The sequence below is a fragment of the Pseudomonas sp. BN102 genome, from assembly GCF_029871245.1.
Taxonomy (GTDB): Bacteria; Pseudomonadota; Gammaproteobacteria; order Pseudomonadales; family Pseudomonadaceae; genus Metapseudomonas.
Map to the genome: position 1 here is coordinate 1 of NZ_SSON01000077.1, position 19,419 is coordinate 19,419.

16 protein-coding genes are annotated in these 19,419 nt (G+C 65.6%); 11 read left to right on the forward strand and 5 right to left on the reverse strand.

Features of this window, described 5'->3' with window-relative positions; translation table 11 throughout:
- Positions 1–1,581 (forward strand): glucose-6-phosphate isomerase (pgi, locus tag E8F12_RS24060; RefSeq protein WP_280327710.1); only part of this gene is annotated, 1,581 nt, incomplete at its 5' end.
- 191 nt (positions 1,582–1,772) lie between these two features.
- Here the strand turns inward: pgi and E8F12_RS24065 are convergent.
- Positions 1,773–2,747: a GlxA family transcriptional regulator gene (locus tag E8F12_RS24065; protein ID WP_280327711.1), complete on the reverse strand. Its 975-nt coding sequence runs from the start codon at positions 2,745–2,747 to the stop codon at positions 1,773–1,775.
- A 105-nt stretch (positions 2,748–2,852) separates the two neighbouring features.
- On the opposite strand from E8F12_RS24065, the gene E8F12_RS24070 reads away from it, so the two are divergent.
- The 10 genes from E8F12_RS24070 (at position 2,853) to E8F12_RS24115 (ending at position 14,801) form a co-directional block, all read left to right on the forward strand.
- On the forward strand, positions 2,853–3,926 hold the full coding sequence (locus E8F12_RS24070; RefSeq protein ID WP_280327712.1) for a DJ-1/PfpI family protein: 1,074 nt from the start codon (positions 2,853–2,855) through the stop codon (positions 3,924–3,926).
- 110 nt (positions 3,927–4,036) lie between these two features.
- On the forward strand, positions 4,037–5,974 hold the full coding sequence (acs, locus tag E8F12_RS24075; RefSeq protein WP_280327713.1) for an acetate--CoA ligase: 1,938 nt from the start codon (positions 4,037–4,039) through the stop codon (positions 5,972–5,974).
- Between the two features lie 67 nt (positions 5,975–6,041).
- Positions 6,042–6,917 (forward strand): oxygenase MpaB family protein, encoded by an 876-nt coding sequence (locus tag E8F12_RS24080; protein ID WP_280327714.1) that lies wholly within the window; start codon positions 6,042–6,044, stop codon positions 6,915–6,917.
- Between the two features lie 87 nt (positions 6,918–7,004).
- A complete protein-coding gene (locus E8F12_RS24085; protein ID WP_280327715.1) occupies positions 7,005–8,183 on the forward strand; it encodes an acetyl-CoA C-acetyltransferase in 1,179 nt (392 codons plus the stop codon).
- 185 nt (positions 8,184–8,368) lie between these two features.
- Positions 8,369–9,388 (forward strand): class I SAM-dependent methyltransferase, encoded by a 1,020-nt coding sequence (locus E8F12_RS24090; RefSeq protein WP_280327716.1) that lies wholly within the window; start codon positions 8,369–8,371, stop codon positions 9,386–9,388.
- Positions 9,389–9,478: 90 nt separating this feature from the next.
- Positions 9,479–12,409, forward strand: coding sequence for a DUF748 domain-containing protein (locus tag E8F12_RS24095; protein ID WP_280327717.1), 2,931 nt, complete (start codon positions 9,479–9,481; stop codon positions 12,407–12,409).
- Between the two features lie 8 nt (positions 12,410–12,417).
- Positions 12,418–12,708: a DUF2845 domain-containing protein gene (locus E8F12_RS24100; RefSeq protein ID WP_280327718.1), complete on the forward strand. Its 291-nt coding sequence runs from the start codon at positions 12,418–12,420 to the stop codon at positions 12,706–12,708.
- Between the two features lie 55 nt (positions 12,709–12,763).
- Positions 12,764–13,069: a DUF2845 domain-containing protein gene (locus E8F12_RS24105; RefSeq protein ID WP_280327719.1), complete on the forward strand. Its 306-nt coding sequence runs from the start codon at positions 12,764–12,766 to the stop codon at positions 13,067–13,069.
- Positions 13,070–13,135: 66 nt separating this feature from the next.
- Complete coding sequence (locus E8F12_RS24110) at positions 13,136–13,336, forward strand: DUF2845 domain-containing protein (protein WP_280327720.1); 201 nt, start codon at positions 13,136–13,138, stop codon at positions 13,334–13,336.
- 10 nt (positions 13,337–13,346) lie between these two features.
- Positions 13,347–14,801: a rhomboid family intramembrane serine protease gene (locus E8F12_RS24115; protein WP_280327721.1), complete on the forward strand. Its 1,455-nt coding sequence runs from the start codon at positions 13,347–13,349 to the stop codon at positions 14,799–14,801.
- 45 nt (positions 14,802–14,846) lie between these two features.
- Here E8F12_RS24115 and E8F12_RS24120 read toward each other — a convergent pair whose 3' ends face one another.
- The 4 genes from E8F12_RS24120 to pnp form a co-directional block, all read right to left on the reverse strand.
- Positions 14,847–15,044: a CsbD family protein gene (locus tag E8F12_RS24120; RefSeq protein ID WP_280327722.1), complete on the reverse strand. Its 198-nt coding sequence runs from the start codon at positions 15,042–15,044 to the stop codon at positions 14,847–14,849.
- 60 nt (positions 15,045–15,104) lie between these two features.
- Positions 15,105–15,464 (reverse strand): BON domain-containing protein, encoded by a 360-nt coding sequence (locus E8F12_RS24125; RefSeq protein WP_280328093.1) that lies wholly within the window; start codon positions 15,462–15,464, stop codon positions 15,105–15,107.
- Positions 15,465–15,670: 206 nt separating this feature from the next.
- Entirely contained in the window at positions 15,671–17,089 is a 1,419-nt protein-coding gene (locus E8F12_RS24130) for a hypothetical protein (protein ID WP_280327723.1), read from the reverse strand.
- 103 nt (positions 17,090–17,192) lie between these two features.
- Entirely contained in the window at positions 17,193–19,301 is a 2,109-nt protein-coding gene (gene pnp, locus E8F12_RS24135; RefSeq protein WP_280327724.1) for a polyribonucleotide nucleotidyltransferase, read from the reverse strand.
- Positions 19,302–19,419: the final 118 nt, after the last annotated feature.

A 19,419-nucleotide genomic window follows, 5' to 3' on the forward strand; every position in this document is an offset into this window, starting at 1 on the left:
TTCAGCCTGCGCCAGGCCTTCGCCGACGACCCCGAGCGCTTCCAGCACTTCAGCCTCAACGCCTGCGGCCTGCTGCTGGACTTCTCGAAGAACCTGATCCGCGCCGACAGCCTGGCCCTGTTGGTCAGGCTGGCCGAGGAAGCGCGGCTGGACGATGCCATCAAGGCGATGTTCCGCGGCGAGGTGATCAACACGTCCGAGCGCCGCCCGGTGCTGCACACCGCCCTGCGCCGGCCGATCGGCGACAAGGTCCAGGTCGAAGGCGTCGACGTGATGCCCGAGGTGCACCGTGTGCTGCACCGGATGACCGAGCTGGTGGGCCATGTGCACAACGGTCTGTGGCGCGGCTACACCGAGCGGCCGATCACCGACGTGGTCAATATCGGCATCGGCGGCTCCTTCCTCGGCCCGCAGCTGGTTTCCGAAGCCCTGCTGCCGTTCGCCCAGAAGGGCGTGCGCTGCCACTACCTGGCCAATATCGACGGCAGCGAGTTCCGCGAGCTGGCCTGCCGGCTGAATGCCGAGACCACCCTGTTCATCGTCTCCAGCAAGTCCTTCGGCACCCTGGAAACCCTGAAGAACGCCCAGGCCGCGCGCGCCTGGTACCTGGCCCAGGGCGGCAGCGAGGAAGAGCTGTACCGCCACTTCATCGCCGTCTCCTCGAACCGCGAAGCGGCGGTGGCCTTCGGCATCCGCGAAGAGAACATCTTCCCCATGTGGGACTGGGTCGGCGGCCGCTACTCACTGTGGTCGGCCATCGGCCTGCCGATCGCCATGTCCATCGGCATCTCCAACTTCAAGGAGCTGCTGTCCGGCGCCTACAGCATGGACCAGCATTTCCAGGACACGCCGTTCGAGCGCAACATCCCGGTGATCCTCGGCCTGCTCGGCGTCTGGTACGGCGACTTCTGGGGCGCGCGCAGCCACGCGATCCTGCCCTACGACTACTACCTGCGGAACTTCACCGACCACCTGCAGCAACTGGACATGGAGTCCAACGGCAAGAGCGTGCGCCAGGACGGCACACCGGTCAGCGCCGGCACCGGCCCGGTGATCTGGGGCGGCGTCGGCTGCAACGGCCAGCACGCCTACCACCAGTTGCTGCACCAGGGCACCCAGCTGATCCCCGCCGACTTCATCGTGCCGGTGTCCAGCTACAACCCGGTGGCCGACCACCACCAGTGGCTGTTCGCCAACTGCCTGTCGCAGAGCCAGGCGCTGATGCTCGGCAAGTCCCGCGCCGAAGCCGAGGCCGAACTGCGCGCCCAGGGCCTGGCGGAGGCCGAGGTGCAGCGCCTGGCGCCGCACAAGGTGGTGCCGGGCAACCGCCCGAGCAACACCCTGGTGATGGAACGCATCAGCCCGCGCCGCCTGGGCGCGCTGATCGCCATGTACGAGCACAAGGTCTATGTGCAGAGCGTGCTCTGGGGCATCAACGCCTTCGACCAGTGGGGCGTGGAACTGGGCAAGGAGCTGGGCAAGGGCGTCTATTCGCGCCTGACCGGCCAGGAGGAAAGCACGGCCGAGGATGGTTCGACCCAGGGCCTGATCGACTTCTTCCGCGCGCGGCACCGCGGTTGAGCTAGCCCCGCTCATCGCAAATGAATTCGCCCCCACAAGAGCCGGGAGCGAAGCCTCGAAGCTGTGTAGGGTGGAAATCCACGAAGCGGATTTCCACGCGGGTTCGGCGAACTCATCGCCGATCTGCGCCAAGAGCCGGTGGCGTGGTGACGCGCGGTCCACCCTATCCGGCCTCTCTCTCGTTGACATCACTAACGGCAGAACCGCTGCCGATACTCGCTGGGTGTTACCCCCAGTGCCTGCACGAACGCCCGTCGCAGGTTGTACTCGCTGCCGAAACCGGTCTTCTCCGCCGTGCGCTTGAGCGAGGCCGAGCCAGCCTCCAGCAGCCGGCAGGCCTCTTCCAGGCGCAGATGGAACAACAGCTTCGCCGGCGTCACGCCCAGCTCCGCCTGGCAATGCCGGTGCAGGGTGCGCGGCGAAACCGCCAGGTGCGCAGCCATGGCGTCAATACCCAGCGCTTCGTGCAGATGACTGCGCAACCAATTGGCCAGCATTTCCAGCATGCTGCCTGAGGACGCCTGCTGGGCCAGCAGCTCGGCGCTGAACTGCCGCTGCCCACCGGGGCGACGCAGGTACATCACCAGCCCCTTGGCCACCTGCAGCGATATCGCCCGACCGTGGTCCTCTTCCACCAGGCTGAGGCAGAGGTCCATGCCTGCGGTCACCCCGGCCGAACTGTAGAGGTTGCCATCACGGACGAAGAGCGCGTCCTCCATGACCTGCAGACGTGGAAACAGCCGCTGCAGCAACGCGGTGTAGCGCCAATGGGTCACTACCGGACGGCCGTCCAGCAGCCCGGCCTGGGCCAGCAGGAAGGCCCCGGTGCAGACCGAGCCGCAACGCAGTACGTGGGGCGCGGCGTCCTTCAACCAACAGACCAGGGCGCCCTGCCCCATGGCTTGCTGCACCCCGTAGCCTCCCGCCACCAGCAGGGTACAGTCGGACAGGCTGGCCGGCTCCGGCAGGGCCTGCGACTGCAACTCCAGGCCAGCACTGGAGCGCACCAGACCGCCGTCGACGGAAATACTCTGGAGAACGTAGGCAGCACCAGCATCCCTGGGCAGATGTTCTCCCACGGCGGCGAAGACCTCCGCCGGCCCGGTGGCATCCAGCAGCTGGAAACCGGGAAAGACCAGCAACACTACGCGATGGGGTTCGGCCATGGGGACGCACTCGAAACCTGGATTGGCAGATATTCACTGATAGCTGTCACTCCTGACATTCGCCTGCGCGCCAGACTCGCTGACGTCCGCAACTGGAGAACGCCAATGCGCAAATCCCTTCTGCTCCTGACGCTCCTTTTCTCTCTGCAGGGGCACGTCTCCGGCGCCAACGCCGCCTCCACGGAGACCACCGAGGAACTCCAGCCCTACCAGCCGCGTTTCGGACGGGACAAGCCCCTGGTGGCCGTGGTCGGCGAAAACCACATGACCGAACTGGTGGATTTCCTGGTGCCTTTCGGCCTGCTCGGCCGTTCCGGGGTGGCCGAGGTACTGGCCCTGTCCACTCGTGAAGGCCCGCTGCAGCTGATGCCGGCGCTCAAGGTCCGCGCCCAGGCGACCATCGCCGAATTCGACCAGCGTTATCCACAGGGTGCCGATTACCTGATCGTTCCAGCCGTGCACTACAGCGACGACTCGACCCTCACCGGCTTCGTCGCCGCCCAGGCGGCCAAGGGGGCCACAGTGGTCGGCATCTGCGATGGCGTGCTAGTCCTGGGCCATGCTGGCCTGCTCAATGGTCGCCGGGCCACCGGCCACTGGTATTCGAGGAAACAACGCGAGGCGGACTTCCCCGACGCCCGCTGGCAGTCAGGTAGCCGCTATGTCGTGGATGACCATCTGGTGACCACCTCCGGCGTCAGCGCCGCCCTGCCGGTGTCCCTGGCCCTGGTGGAAGCGATGGCCGGGCCGACCAAAGCTGCCTCCCTGGCACGGGAGATCGGCCTGAAGGACTGGTCGCCAGTCCACGACAGCCAGGCTTTCGCCGTCGGACCCGCGGGCTACCTGACGGCGGCGGCCAACTACCTGGCCTTCTGGCGCCATGAGACCATGGCCATTCCCGTGGAACCGGGCGTGGACGAAGTGGCCCTGGCCCTGCGCGCCGATGCCTGGGCGCGCAGCTTCCGCACCAAGGTGCTGGCAACGGGGTGGTCGCCACTGCTCACCCGCCACGGCCTGGAGCTACTTCCCGACGCCCCCGAACCCGGGCTCCAGCCCGTTCCAGGCAAGGCCGTGCCGCCTGGCCTGGCACTGGACGAAGCGCTGGAAGCCATCGCCGAGCGCTACGGCGTTACCACCGCGGCCTTCGTCGCCGCCCAGCTGGAGTACCGACGGCACTGAACGATCCGGCGGGCCAGGCGTTCAAAACTCCATGGACAACCCTTGAACCGGGCAATGGCTTGGATGCACCCTTGTCGCCATCTCGGCTAAACAACAACAAGGACCTTGCCATGTACGAGATCAGCCTTCACCCCGTACCAGATGCCGTGCGCAAGCACGCCCTGATCGACAACGATGCCTACCAGCGCCTGTACCAGCAGTCCATCGAGCAGCCAGAGCTGTTCTGGGGCGAGCAGGCGACCAGCTTCCTCACCTGGTTCAAACCTTGGGACCAGGTGCACCGCAGCGACCTGAAGAAGGGCGAGGCCGAGTGGTTCAAGGGCGGCAAGCTGAACGTCGCCTACAACTGCATCGACCGTCATCTGGAACAGCGCGGCGACCAGATCGCCATCATCTGGGAAGGCGACAACCCCGCCGAATCCGCCCAGATCACCTACCGCAAGCTGCACAGCCATGTGAATCGCCTGGCCAACGTGCTGAAAAGTCGCGGCGTGAACAAAGGCGACCGGGTCTGCATCTATATGCCGATGATCCCCGAGGCGGCCTACGCCATGCTCGCCTGCGCGCGCATCGGTGCCGTGCACTCGGTGGTGTTCGGTGGCTTCTCCCCCGATGCCCTGCGCGACCGCATACTCGACGCCGACTGCCGCACCGTGATCACCGCCGACGAAGGCGTGCGCGGCGGCAAGTACGTCCCGCTGAAACAGAACGTCGACAAGGCGCTGAAGGATTGCCCCAATGTATCCTCGGTGGTGGTGGTCGAGCGCACCCAAGGCGAGATCGCCTGGGTCGAGGGCCGCGACATCTGGTACCACGAGGCCCTGCACGGCGCCAGCGAAGACTGCCCGCCGGAGTGGGTGGATGCCGAGGATCCGCTGTTCATCCTCTACACCTCCGGCTCCACCGGCAAACCCAAGGGCGTGCTGCACACCACCGGCGGCTACCTGCTGGGCGCGGCCATGACCCACAAGTACGTCTTCGACTACCACGAAGGCGATATCTACTGGTGCACCGCGGATGTGGGCTGGGTCACCGGCCACAGCTACATCGTCTATGGCCCCTTGGCCAACGCCGCCACCACCCTGATGTTCGAAGGCGTGCCCAACTACCCGGACGCCTCGCGCTTCTGGCAGGTGATCGACAAGCACCAGGTGAACATCTTCTACACCGCGCCCACCGCCATCCGTGCCCTGATGCGCGAAGGTGAGGACCCGGTGAAGAAAACCTCCCGCACCAGCCTGCGCCTGCTCGGCAGCGTCGGCGAACCGATCAATCCGGAAGCCTGGGAGTGGTACTACAACGTGGTGGGCGACAAGCGCTGCCCGATCGTCGACACCTGGTGGCAGACCGAGACCGGCAGCATCCTCATCACCCCGCTTCCCGGCGCCACCTCCCTCAAGCCCGGCTCGGCGACACGTCCCTTCTTCGGCGTACAGCCGGCGCTGCTGGACGAAAAGGGCAAGGAAATCGACGGCCCAGGCTCGGGCGTGCTGGCGATCAAGGCCAGTTGGCCAAGCCAGATCCGCAGCGTCTACGGCGACCACAAACGGATGATCGACACCTACTTCTCCGCCTACCCCGGTTACTACTTCACCGGTGATGGTGCGCGCCGTGACGAGGATGGCTACTACTGGATCACCGGCCGCGTCGACGACGTGATCAACGTCTCCGGCCACCGCATCGGCACCGCCGAAGTGGAAAGCGCCCTGGTGCTGCACGACGCCGTCGCCGAAGCCGCCGTTGTGGGCTACCCCCACGACCTCAAGGGCCAGGGCATCTACGCCTTCGTCACGCCGATGAAGGGTCTGGAGCCCACCGAGGAGCTGAAGAAGGAGCTGCTCGCCCTGGTCAGCAAGGAGATCGGCAGCTTCGCCAAACCGGAGCTGATCCAGTGGGCCCCGGCCCTGCCCAAGACCCGTTCGGGCAAGATCATGCGGCGGATCCTGCGCAAGATCGCCTGCAACGAGCTGGACAACCTGGGCGATACCTCGACCTTGGCCGACCCTTCGGTAGTGCAGAACCTGATCGATAAACGCCTCAACCAGTAAGCCCCACCATGGTGCCAGCCCCCGGTCTTCCCGGGGCTGGCGCCTTTCGCTTGGAAGCGCCTGTCCCATGGAATTCATTCGCCGCCGTATAGAAACCCAGATCATCGGGCTCACCGGCCTTGCCCTTGGCCAGCTCGATTTCGAGAACCCCAAGGGCGATCCCGGCCTGTTCGGACCGGACTCGGTCACCTGGAGGGTCCACGGCGACTTCACCTCGATGATGATCGGCGGCATCAGCGCCCTGCTCCTGCAGATGCTGCATCCCCTGGCCCTGGCCGGCGTCTGGGACCACTCGAACTTCCGCACGGACATGCTCGGCCGCCTGCGTCGTACCGGCCAGTTCATCTCCGGCACCACATTCGGCACCCGCAAGGACGCCGACTGGCTGATCGACAAGGTGCGCAACATCCATCTGCAGGTGGTCGGCACCGCACCCGACGGCCGCCCCTATGCCGCCAGCGATCCCGACCTGCTGACCTGGATCCATGTGGCCGAAGTCAGCAGCTTCCTCAAGGCTCACCTGCGCTACCTCAATCCCGATCTCGGCGGCGAGGACCAGGACCGCTACTACGCCGAGATCGCCCTGGTGGCCGAGCGCCTGGGCGCACGCGACGTGCCGAAATCGCGGCGCGAAATAGCGGAGTACCTGGAGGCCATGCGCCCACAGCTGCTCTGCGACGAGCGCAGCCTGGAGGTGGTGCGAGTTCTCTTCGGCGCCCCAGCGCCCAGCGTAGCGGCCAAGCCCTTCGGCCTGCTCATGACGCAAGCCGGCATCGATTTGCTGCCCGACTGGGCCAGCGCCATGCTCGGTCTCCATCAGTCCGCCTGGCAGCGCCGGCTGGTGCGGGCCGGCGTCTGGCGGATCGCCCCGATTCTGCGCTGGGCCATGCGCAATGGGGCCGTTCATCGTGCGCGCCGGCGCATGGGCCTGCCGCCGCGCTGAGCGTCTGGCCGGGTCGGCCGCCCTGTGCGACCATTGCGGCTTGTTCGGTCACTGCCTGACCAGATCCGCAGCCGTGAGGACAGATCCATGCAAGACGTCGTTATCGTCGCCGCCACCCGCACCGCCATCGGCAGCTTCCAGGGCGCCCTGGCCAACATTCCCGCCCCGGAACTGGGCGCCGCGGTGATCCGCCAACTGCTGGCGCAAACCGGCCTCGACGGCGCCGAGGTGGACGAAGTCATCCTCGGCCAGGTGCTCACCGCAGGCTCCGGGCAGAACCCGGCACGCCAGGCCGCCGTCCTCGCTGGCCTGCCCCATGCGGTGCCGGCCATGACCCTGAACAAGGTCTGCGGCTCCGGCCTCAAGGCCCTGCACCTGGCGACCCAGGCGATCCGTTGCGGTGATGCCGAAGTGATCATCGCCGGTGGCCAGGAGAACATGAGCCTGGCCCCCTACGTCATGCCCGCCGCGCGCACCGGCCTGCGCATGGGCCACGCCAAGCTGGTCGACAGCATGATCCAGGATGGCCTGTGGGATGCCTTCAACGACTATCACATGGGCATCACCGCCGAGAACCTGGTGGAGAAGTACGGCATCAGCCGCGAGGCCCAGGACGCCTTCGCCGCCGCCTCGCAGCAGAAGGCCTGCGCCGCCATCGAGGGCGGGCGCTTCAAGGATGAGATCACCCCGATCCTGATTTCGCAGCGCAAGGGTGACCCCGTCGCCTTCGACACCGACGAAGGTCCGCGCGCCGGCACCACCGCCGAGTCCCTGGCCAAGTTGAAGCCGGCCTTCAAGAAGGACGGCAGCGTCACCGCCGGCAACGCCTCCAGCCTCAACGACGGCGCCGCAGCCGTGGTGCTGATGAGCGCAGCCAAGGCCGAAGCCCTGGGCCTGCCGGTGTTGGCGCGGATCGCCGGCTACGCCAACGCTGGCGTCGACCCGGCGATCATGGGCATCGGCCCGGTCTCGGCCACCCGCCGCTGCCTGGAGAAAGCCGGCTGGAACCTGGCCGACCTGGACCTGATCGAAGCCAACGAAGCCTTCGCCGCGCAGTCGCTGTCGGTGGGCAAGGAGCTGGGTTGGGATGCGAGCAAGGTCAACGTCAATGGCGGCGCCATCGCCCTTGGCCACCCCATCGGCGCCTCCGGCTGCCGCGTGCTGGTGACCCTGCTGCACGAGATGATCAAGCGCGATGCAAAGAAGGGCCTGGCGACCCTGTGCATCGGCGGTGGCCAGGGCGTAGCCCTGGCCATCGAACGCTGATCGGTCGGACCCGCGTCCGCAGGGTGGACAGCGCTCTTCTGTCCCCCTACGGAATTGACCCGAAACGCGGGGTCGTTCCTGTGGTGGTGGCATCCCGCCGCGGTTTCCACCCCGCGGCGCCCAGGCGCTCACTTCTGCGCGGCCCCCTTTGCTAAACTGCGCGCCCCTTCTATGAGACGCCGCGCATGTCCCCTGCTCTCCTCCAGGCGCTGCGCGCCGCCCTCGATTCCCGCCAGACGCTGCTGGCCGAACTGCATGCCCAGGGCACCGATTGCTACCGGCTGTTCCATGGCAGCCAGGAAGGCGCACCCGGCCTGACGGCGGATCGCTACGGCCCGCAGTTGCTCGTACAGAGTTTCCACCAGCCGCTGGAGCGCGAGTCGCTGTTGGCGCTGGCCGCCGCCATCGATGAACACCTTGGCGAGAAGTTGCTGCTGGTCTACAACGACCGTTCCCAGGGCAATTCCCGCATCGATCGCCGCGATCCGGTCTACCAGGCCGAAGCCGCCGCGCTGGAAGACTTGGTCGGCCACGAGTGGGGGCTCAACTACCGGGTACGCGGTCGCCATTCCGGCCAGGACCCGCTGCTGTTCCTCGACCTGCGCAATACCCGCGGCTGGGTGAAGGAGAACAGCGCCGGCAAGTCGGTGCTCAATCTCTTCGCCTACACCTGCGGTATCGGCCTCTGCGCGGCAGCAGGCGGGGCTGCGGAGGTATGGAACCTCGACTTCGCCGAGGGCAACCTGGCGGTGGGCCGCGAAAACGCTGCGCTGAACCCAGAGCTGGCGCCGATGCGCTTCGTGCAGTCCGACTATTTCCCGGCCATCCGCCAGCTCGCCGGCCTGCCCATCGCCCGCCGTCACGGCCAGCGCCTGCCCAGCTACACGCGCCTCGAGCAGCGCCAGTTCGACCTGGTGTTCCTCGACCCGCCCGCCTGGGCCAAGAGCGCCTTCGGCACAGTGGACCTCCTGCGCGACTATCAGAGCCTGCTCAAGCCCGCCCTGCTGGCCACGGCCGAAGGCGGCACCTTGGTCTGCAACAACAACCTGGCCAAGGTCGACATGGACGACTGGCGCGAACAGGTACTGCGTTGCGCGAGCAAGCTGGGCCGGCCGGTGCGCGACTGTCAGCAGTTGCCTCCCGCCGGCGACTTCCCGTCCATTGACGCGCGTCCGCCGCTGAAGACCCTGGTCCTGCAGCTCTGAGGCGCTCCCGACAACGCGAGCCAACCATCAGTCGGAACCCTGAGGCCGTGCCATAATCCAACGCATCTTTGCCGGGATAGTTGACGCCTCATGTACAAAGGATTGAAACGGGCCGCCTGCGCCCTGCTGATCGTCTTCGCGCTCTACAGCCTGCTTGGCTTTCTGATCATCCCGGGGATAGCCCTGCGGGTGGCCAACCAGCAGCTGGCCCAGTACGCCACAGTGCCCGCGCATCTGGAGCGTATCCAGCTGAACCCCTTCAGCCTGGAGCTGACCCTCTGGGGCCTGCACATTGGCGACGACAAGTCCGAGCAGGCCGGCTTCGAGCGGCTCTATGCCAACCTGCAGGTGGACAGCCTCTGGTCCGGCGCCCTGCACCTGGCGGACGTCGAGTTGGACAAGTCGACCACCGAGGTGCTGTTCGCCAAGGACGGCAAGCTCAACCTGACCCAGCTGTTCAAGCTCCCGCCCAGCGAGTCCAAGCCGGAAGAGCCGGCTGGCGAGCCCTTTCCCCTGCGCATCGATCGCATCGAGCTGATCGAGGGCGGCCTGCACTTCCGGGACCTGCGCCCCAGCGAACCCATCGAGTTCGTCTACGACTCCCTCAACCTGGAACTGCACAACCTCAGCACCCTGCCCGATGACCATGCCGAGATGTCCCTGGTGGCCACGGGCCCCTACGGCGGGCGCATCGACTGGGAAGGCCAGATCAGCCTGGTGCCGATCAGCTCCAGCGGCAAACTGAAGCTCACCGACGGCCAATTGAAGGGCATCTGGCCCTACGTCCGGGATGCCGTGCCCCTGGTGCTGGAGAAAGGTGTGGTGAGCCTGTCCACCGACTACAAGCTGAGCCTGGCCAAGGGCACCCAGCTCAACCTGGACAAGATCTGGATCAAGGTCGCCCCCTTCGCCATCAAGGCGCCGGACAAGCGCCCACTGGTCAATCTCGATCTGCTGGAAATCAGCGACAGCTCCCTGGATCTGGTGAAGCAGCAAGTGGTGGTCGGCAAGATCCACAGCCAGAACCTGGAAACCTGGGCCGCCCGCGAAGCCGACGGTCAGCTGGACTGGCAGAAGCTCTTCGCCAGCGAGGCCAAACCGGCGGCCAAGGCCGAAGAGAAGCCCGCCGCCGCGCCGGCCGACGCCAAGGCCGAGCCCGCCAAGCCCTGGGTGGTGCGGCTGCGTGAGGCCCAACTACGTAGCTACAAGGTCCACCTGGCCGACCGAGTGCCCAAGGAGCCGGTGCAACTGGAGCTGGGCCCGCTGAACCTGGATCTCAAGGACTTCGACAGCCGGGGCGATTCGCCATTCAACCTCAGTGTCGACACCGGCCTCGGCAATCAGGGCAAGCTGCAGGCAGTGGGCCAGGTCCAACTCAAGCCCACCACCGCCAAACTGCAGGTGCAGACCCGCGACATCGACCTGCGTGTGGCCCAGGCCTACCTCAGCCCCTTCGTGCGCCTGGAGCTGCGCAGCGGCCTGCTCGACAGCGACCTCGACGTCGAGCTGAAAAGCACCGAGCCCCTTGCCCTGGGCGTCACCGGGCGCGCCCTGGTCAATCAGATGCACACCCTGGATACCCTCAAGGAGCGCGACTTCGTCAAATGGCAGCAGTTGCTGGTGGAAGGCCTCAACTACCAGCACGGCGACAGCCTGAACATCGACAAGGTGAGCCTGAGCCAACCCTATGCGCGCTTCATCATCAACGAAGACCTGACGACCAACGCCAGCGACCTGGTGATCAAGCAACCGGCCGATGCCAACGCGCAACCCGCTGCCAATGCCCAATCCGCCGCCAAGCCCGAGCCGGCCAGCAAGCCGCTGGGCATCCGCATCGGCGGCATCGAGATCAAGGACGGCTCGGCGAATTTCGCCGACTTCAGCCTGACGCCGAACTTCGCCACCGCCATCCAGCAGCTCAATGGCGAGATCGGCACCCTGGACAACCGCAATCCCAAGCCGGCCAAGGTGGCGGTGAACGGCAAGGTCGACCGTTACGCGCCAGTGACCATCAAGGGCAGCCTGAACCCCTTCGACCCCCTGGACAGCCTGGATATCGCCACCAGCTTCAAGCGCGTCGAGCTGACCACCCTGACCCCCTACTCCGGCAAGTTCGCCGGTTACCGCATCCGCAAGGGCCGACTGAACCTGGACCTGCACTACCAGATCGAGAAGGGCCAACTGAAGGCGGAGAACCACCTGGTGCTGGAGCAGTTGCAGCTTGGCGAGCAGGTTTCCAGCCCCAATGCCGTGGACCTGCCGGTGCGGCTGGCGGTCGCCCTGCTCAAGGACACCGAGGGCAAGATCGACATCCAGCTGCCAGTGGCCGGCAACCTCAACGACCCGCAGTTCAGCGTCGCCCCCATTGTCTGGCAGACCCTGCGCAACCTGGTTTTGCGCGCGGTGCAGGCGCCCTTCAACTTCGTCGCCGGCCTGGTGGGCGGCAGCAGCGAAGACCTCGGCCAGGTCCCCTTCAAGGCCGGTAGCAGTGACCTGGATGCGGAGGCGCAGAAGTCCCTGGACACCCTGGCCGAAGCCCTCAAGCAGCGTCCGGCCCTGCGCCTGGAAGTGGAAGGCGCCAGCGCCAAGGCCGCCGACGGCCCACTGCTCGCCGAGCAGCGCCTGGAGCGCGAATACCAGAGCACCTACTACAAGATCGCCCAGCGCCGGGGCGACAAGGTGCCGGCAGAGGCCAGCCAGATGGAGGTTCCGGACGACGAGAAAGGGCCTATGCTGGAAGGCATCTACCGCACTCGCCTGAAGCAGCAACCCCCGGCCGATTGGGCCGAGCTGGAGAGCGAACCGCGCGCCGCCAAGCTACGGGAGGCAGTGTTGGCCTCCTGGGCACAGAGCGACCTGCTGCTGCGCCAGCTGGGCCAGTCCCGCGCTGCCAGCATCAAGGACTACCTGGTGGAGCGCGGAGGCCTCGCCGACGAACGCATTTTCCTGCTGGACGTCAGCCTGGTCGACCCCAACCAGGCCGGTGAGGTGATCACCCCGCTGCACCTCGACAGCGAGTAGGAGTTCCCATGCGCATGATGCCGTCAGCCCTGCTGGCGCTCGCCCTGGCCACCCCGGCCGGGGCCGACACCATGCGCTGCGGCAGCAAGCTGGTCAGCCTCGGCGACCGCACCTTCGAAGTCCTGCAGAAATGCGGCGAGCCGGTGCATCGCGACCTGGTCGGCTACACCCTGGGCTCCTACGACCGGCGCGAGTTCACGGCCGAGGAATGGGTCTACGGCCCCAACAACGGCATGCTCAGCATCCTCACCTTCGAGGGCAACCGCCTGGTGCGCATCGAAACCCGGCGCAACCGCTGACGCGTCAGGGGCCCCGGGTGTAGGCTGTAGGACCGACCGTCACCCGGATAGCCCCGTGAAACTTCGCGTCCTCTTCGGCCTGTCCCTGCTGCTCGCGCTGGGCACCGCGCAGGCCACTTCGACCCTGCGTTGCAACAGCAACCTGGTCAGCCTCGACGACACCGCCAACGAGGTGCTCGCCAAGTGCGGCGAACCGGTCAGCCGAAATGATCTCGGCTACCGGGAGGTGGTCGACCAGTATCACCAACGCAATGAAGTGCTGGTCGAGGAATGGATCTACGGCCCGCGCAACGGCATGTACCAGTTCCTCCGTTTCGAAGGCAATCGCCTGCGCAAGATCGAGAGCAAGCGCGGCAACTGACAGCCGCTCGGGCGGAATGCTAGGCTCATTACCTTCCACTCGACCTTTGGACAGGATGCCAACCCCATGAAAGCCCTCGCCTGCCTTTTCGCAGCCACCCTCCTCCTGGCCCCCGTGGCTGGCGCCTGCGAGAGCAATCTGGTCAGCCTGGGAGACCATAGCGTCGAGGTGCTGCACATGTGCGGCGAGCCGGCCTCGCGCAGTTTCATCGGCTACTCGGAAACCAGCAGCTGCCGGCTGAGCAACGTGGACAGCCAGCGCAACTGAGCGGCACGCCATGATCATCCTCCCCGCCGAGCAGCCACTGGACTGGCGGCGGCCGCCAGTCATCACCCTGTTGCTGATCCTGCTCAACACTCTGATCTACATCGGTTACCAGAGCGGCGACCAGCAGCGGGCCGAAGAAGCCCAGAGACTCTATCTGGACGGCGGCCTGCTCAATCGCGAGCGCGCCCAGTTCATCGACCACCTGGTGGAGCGCGAGAAATTCGACGCCGACCAGCGCCGTACCGTCGACGCCATGCGCCGCCAGGATCTGGCGGCGATCATCCTGCGTGACCTGGAATTCGAGGAACGCCTGCACCGCTCGCCGGCCTACCAGGCCGATTCCGCCTGGCAGCAGGCGCGCCAGAATACGGAGGCGGCGCGGGACCGGATCAGCAGCCAGCGCTTCGGCTTCATCCCCAACAAGTTCAGTGTCCCGGGGCTGTTCGGCGCCATGTTCCTGCATGGCAGCTTCGACCACCTGCTGGGCAACATGATCTTCCTGTTCATTTGCGGCTTCGCCCTGGAAGCGGCGCTGGGCCGCTGGGTCTACCTCGGTCTCTATCTTGCGAGCGGCCTGGCCTCGCACCTGCTCTGGTGGGCCCTTGACCCGGTCTGGGTGGCGGGTATCGGCGCCTCGGGCGCGGTCTCGGGGCTGATGGGCATGACCATCGGCGTCTATGGCCTGCGCAAGATCAAGTTCTTCTACTGGCTCGGCCCGCTGATCGGCTACTTCAAGGCGCCAGCCCTGTGGATATTCCCCGCCTGGCTCGGCAAGGAGCTGTACGGCGTACTGCTGGCCAACGACCACGTGAACTACTACGCCCACCTCGGCGGCCTGGCCTTCGGCTTCCTCGCCACGTGGCTGCTGCGCTGGACGGGCTTCATCAAAGTGGACGAAGCCTACCTGAACAAGGAGGACCCGGACGCCCCGTTCAAGCGCGAACTGGCCGCCCTCGACCAACTGATCGGCCGCTTCGCCCTCGACCTGGCCGCACCCCGTGGGCTGGACCTGCTGCAACGCTATCCCGGCCGGCTGGCCCTGCTGGAGCGACTCTATCCGCTGGCCAAGAGCCGTCAGGACAAAGCCCTGCTGGGTGCGGTGCTGAAACAGTTGTTCAACCTTGCGGAACAGCCGGCCGCCCTGCCCTTGCTGCAGAAGCTGGCCGATGACGTGGCCGACCCCCGGCAACGCCTGCTGCAACACCCAGCGGTTCTGTTACACCTGCTGCAACGCCTGCTCAAGGCCGGCGAGAGCAGCCGCGCCCTGGCGCCCTGGCGCCGCCTCAGCCAGGCGAACCCGGCTCCGGCCCAGTTGCCCGGGCTGACGCTGCAGCTGGCCAAGCTACTGGGCCAGCGCCAGGATCTACGCGGCGTGGGTGAGCTCAGCCAGTACCTGCGCCGGACCTTCCCCGACGCCGAGCAGACCCGCCAGTTGGCGCTCTACCAGCAGCACCTGGCGCGCTGAAACGAAGAAGCCCCGCGATTGCGGGGCCTTTGCCATCGGCCGGCGTCAAAGCCGGCTCCTGAAGTCGCGAACTTCCTTCTCCGCCCGATCCTTGCTCCAGCCATAGCGCTCCTGCAGCTTACCGACCAGGTACTCGCTATGACCTTCGGCCACGTCGATATCGTCATCGGTCAGGTCGCCCCATTTTTCCTTGATGCAACCGCTGAGCTGCTTCCATTCGCCTTGGATGATATCGGTATTCATCGGGTGCTCTTCTCGCGGCGGCCGGTCGCCTGGCAGTGGACGAACCGGCCGCTCAGGGGGTTACTCGGCAGATTTCAGGGCATCGGCGGAAACGGCAGTGACACCCTTGATGTTCTTGGCGGTGTCGATGGCAAGCTCACGCTCGGCATCGGTTTTCACCATGCCGGACAGGGCGACCACGCCTTTTTTGGTCTCCACCTTGATATCCATGCCGTTGAGGTTCTTGTCAGCCAGGAAGCTGGATTTGACCTTGCTGGTGATCCAGGTATCAGAAACAGCCTCTTCGGCCTTCTGAACGGTGTCGCTGGCTGCCAGCATGGTTTGTCCGCTGGTCTCTGCATAGACGCCGGTAGCGAACGGCAGGCTCAGGGCGGCGGCAGTGACAGCGGCAAAGGTCCACTTAGTGAAAGACTGTTTCATGAGGTAGATCTCCTCTTCTCTCCAGAACATCTGCAGCAGGCTCCTGACTGCAGGGTCAGGCAGAATATCGCAAGGCCTGTGCCAGCTTTTTGCCGAGCAACTAAGGCAATGAAATCAACGACATGAGAGGCAGTCGACAAAGCCGCCTGCGTGCAGTCTGCAAGTTCGCCCCAGGGCAGGCATGCAGACTGCACGACGAAACCGGCTCAACGACCGACGTCATTCAGCCTGGCGAGGGTACCCTCGAGAGCGCTGACCTGATCCAGCAATGGCGACGCCGGATAGCGGGTGCGGACAAAGGCCAGCAACTTCTGCGCGGGCTCCAGCTGGCCCAGGCCTTCGGCGAATCCACGGGCGGCCAGCAGGTAGGCGCGAGGGATGTGGGGATAGTCGGGGAAACGCTGGTGCAGATTGCGCAGCAGGCTCAACCCTTCGCGCACCTTGTGGCGGTCCAGCAGGGCCGCGGCCACCAGTTCGCAAACCAGCGCGTCGGTGGGCAGGAAGTCTGATTTGAACTGGCGCGCATTGAGCAGTGCGGTCGCGGCCAGGGCCGGGTTCTGCCGGGCGGCCAGCGGCAGGTAGTGCTCCAGATGTCGCAGGCAGCGCTCGCGGACACCGAGGCCAAAGAGCAACTGGTGGAAGCGCTCGTTCAGGCGCAGGTCGTCAGGATCGCGCTGCAGTGCGTTGCCGAGAGTTTCCAGCGCGCCATCGCTCTGCCCTTCCTTCAGGCGTACCTCGGCCTCGGCCAGGGCCCGACGGCTACGCCACTCCGTTTCGGGCAGGCCCTGCTGGGCGCCCTCCTCGGCAACGGCGAAACCCAGGGCACCTTGGTACTGGAACACGGCGTAGCCCATCATGCTGCACATGACCACGCCGAAGTAACCGAAGAGGAAGGTCGCCACCGGCATCAGCACCACTTTGGGCAGGCCGCTGGAGAGCATCCAGGCAACGTAACCGGGGGACTGCCAGAGGATGAAGAGAAAGGCGCAGAGAATCAGGTAGCGCCAGCCCATGGCCTTGATCACCTCGCCCACCTGGTCGGGGCTCAGGGCCGCGCCCAGTTCCTTGCTCAGGGCCAAGCGGATGATGCTGGCAGGCAGCAGCAGGACGATGGCGATGTTTACCAACCAGAAGATGACTTCGCTATTGAAGTCGGCCGCCAGCCAGAGCGCGCCCAAGGCGAGCAGGAACACCAGCATCTGCTTGATGAACAGGGAGAAGCCCTCGCCGGCAAAGGCGCTGACCAGGCTCGGCGCCTCGCGCTGGCCCTCGCTGCAGGCCTCGATCACGCTGTGGAAGTACTTGGTGGCGACGCTTAGCAGGGCGATCCAGAGGATCAGCGAGCGCGGCATGAACAGGCCGGCAAGGGCCAGCAGGGCGCTGAAGGCGAGCGGGCTGGACTGCAGGCCGTAGGCGAAGAACTGCGGCAGCCGTTCCCAGAAGGGTTGCGCGGTGTTGGCGGCGCCGAGGAAGGTCAGCTGGGTGCGGCACAGCGGGCAGTTCGGGCTGTCATCGGGGGCATCGGCGTTTAGCGGGATGCAGCAGTCGCCGAAATGGCGCTGGCATGGCACGCAGTGCCAGGTCGCGGGCTGGGCGGGGTGATACTGGCAGAGCGTCTTGTCCATGACTCGGGGTCCTTGCGCGCGATAGTGGCGGTTCGCCATTTTCCAGGCAAAAAAAGAGGGCCCGCAAGGGGCCCTCTCTTCTATCGCTTGGCAATCGCCGCGATCAGACGCCCGAAGCTTCGGCAGCTTCCACGTCTTTCATCGACAGCTTGATGCGGCCGCGGTTGTCGACGTCCAGAACCAGGACTTTGACTTCCTGGCCTTCCTGCAGCACGTCGGTGACCTTGTCGATGCGCTTGTCGCTGATCTGCGAGATGTGCACCAGGCCGTCCTTGCCCGGCAGGATGTTGACGAAGGCGCCGAAGTCGACGATGCGCTCGACCTTGCCCACGTACACCTTGCCGATTTCGGCTTCAGCGGTGATACCCAGAACGCGCTGACGCGCGGCCTCGGCCGCTTCCTTGGTTTCGCCGAAGATCTTCACGCTGCCATCGTCTTCGATGTCGATGGAAGCCTTGGTTTCTTCGCAGATCGAACGGATGGTCGCGCCGCCCTTGCCGATGACGTCGCGGATCTTGTCGGTGTCGATCTTCATCGCGATCATGGTCGGTGCGTTGGCCGACAGCTCGCTGCGGGACTGGGAGATCACCTGGTTCATCTGGCCGAGGATGTTCAGGCGCGCTTCCAGCGCCTGCTCCAGGGCGATTTCCATGATCTCTTCGGTGATGCCGTTGATCTTGATGTCCATCTGCAGGGCGGTGACGCCCTTGGCAGTACCGGCAACCTTGAAGTCCATGTCGCCCAGGTGGTCTTCGTCACCCAGGATGTCGGTCAGGACGGCGAACTTGTCACCTTCCTTCACCAGACCCATGGCGATACCGGCAACCGGCGCCTTCATCGGCACGCCAGCGTCCATCAGGGCCAGGGAGGCGCCGCAGACGGAAGCCATGGAGCTGGAACCATTGGATTCGGTGATCTCGGACACTACGCGGATGGTGTAGGGGAACTCGTCGCCTTTCGGCAGCATGGCGGAAACGCCACGACGGGCCAGGCGGCCGTGGCCGATCTCGCGGCGACCGGCACTGCCCATACGACCGCACTCACCGACCGAGAAGGGCGGGAAGTTGTAGTGCAGCATGAAGGCATCCTTGCGCTCGCCTTCCAGGGTGTCCAGCAGCTGGGCATCGCGGGCGGTGCCGAGGGTGGCAACCACCAGGGCCTGGGTTTCGCCACGGGTGAACAGGGCGGAACCGTGGGTCTTGCCGAGCACGCCGACTTCGACTTTCAGCGGACGCACGGTGCGGGTGTCACGGCCGTCGATACGCGGCTTGCCGTTGACGATGTTCTCGCGAACGGTGCGGTATTCGAGCAGACCGAAGGCGTCCTTCACTTCACCAGCCGGGAACTGGCCGGCTTCCTCGCCAGCGAAGCGGGCGATGACCTGATCACGCAGCTCGTCCAGACGGTTGTAGCGGTCCTGCTTGATGGTGATGGTGTAGGCCTGGGAGATGGCCTCGCCGAACTCGGCCTTGATGGCGCTGAGCAGGGCGGTGTTCTCGGCCGGGGCGGACCAGTTCCAGGTCGGCTTGCCGGCTTCGGCGGCGAATTCCTTGACGGCGTTGATCACGGCCTGGAATTCCTGGTGGGCGAAGAGCACGGCGCCCAGCATCTGGTCCTCGGTCAGCTCCTGGGCTTCGGACTCAACCATCAGCACCGCGTCCTGAGTACCGGCAACCACCATGTCCAGGCTCGAAGCCTTGAGCTGTTCGTAGTTGGGGTTCAGCAGGTAGCCGGTCTCTTCGTGGTAGGCCACGCGAGCGGCGCCGATCGGGCCGGCGAAGGGAATGCCGGAGATGGCCAGGGCAGCGGAAGTACCGATCATGGAGGCGATGTCCGGATCGGTCTTCTTGTTGGTGGAGACCACGGTGCAGATGACCTGCACTTCGTTGAGGAAGCCTTCCGGGAACAGCGGGCGGATCGGACGGTCGATCAGGCGCGAGGTCAGGGTTTCCTTCTCGGAAGGACGGCCTTCACGCTTGAAGAAACCACCGGGGATGCGGCCGGCAGCGTAGGTTTTTTCCTGGTAGTGCACGGACAGCGGGAAGAAGCCCTTGCCCGGATCGGCCTGCTTGGCGCCGACCACGGTCACCAGCACGGTGACGTCTTCATCGACGGTGACCAGAACTGCACCGGAGGCTTGACGGGCGATACGGCCAGTCTCGAGGGTTACGGTCGATTGACCGAACTGGAATTTCTTGATTACCGGGTTCACGGTGTTTTCCTTCTCTGTGTTGCCTTGGGGGAAATCGGGGGAGTGGCGGGAGTCGGACCCGAGGCAATCCCTGAAAATGCTTGAAGCTGGAAAGCCGAAAGCTGGAACGATGTCCAGC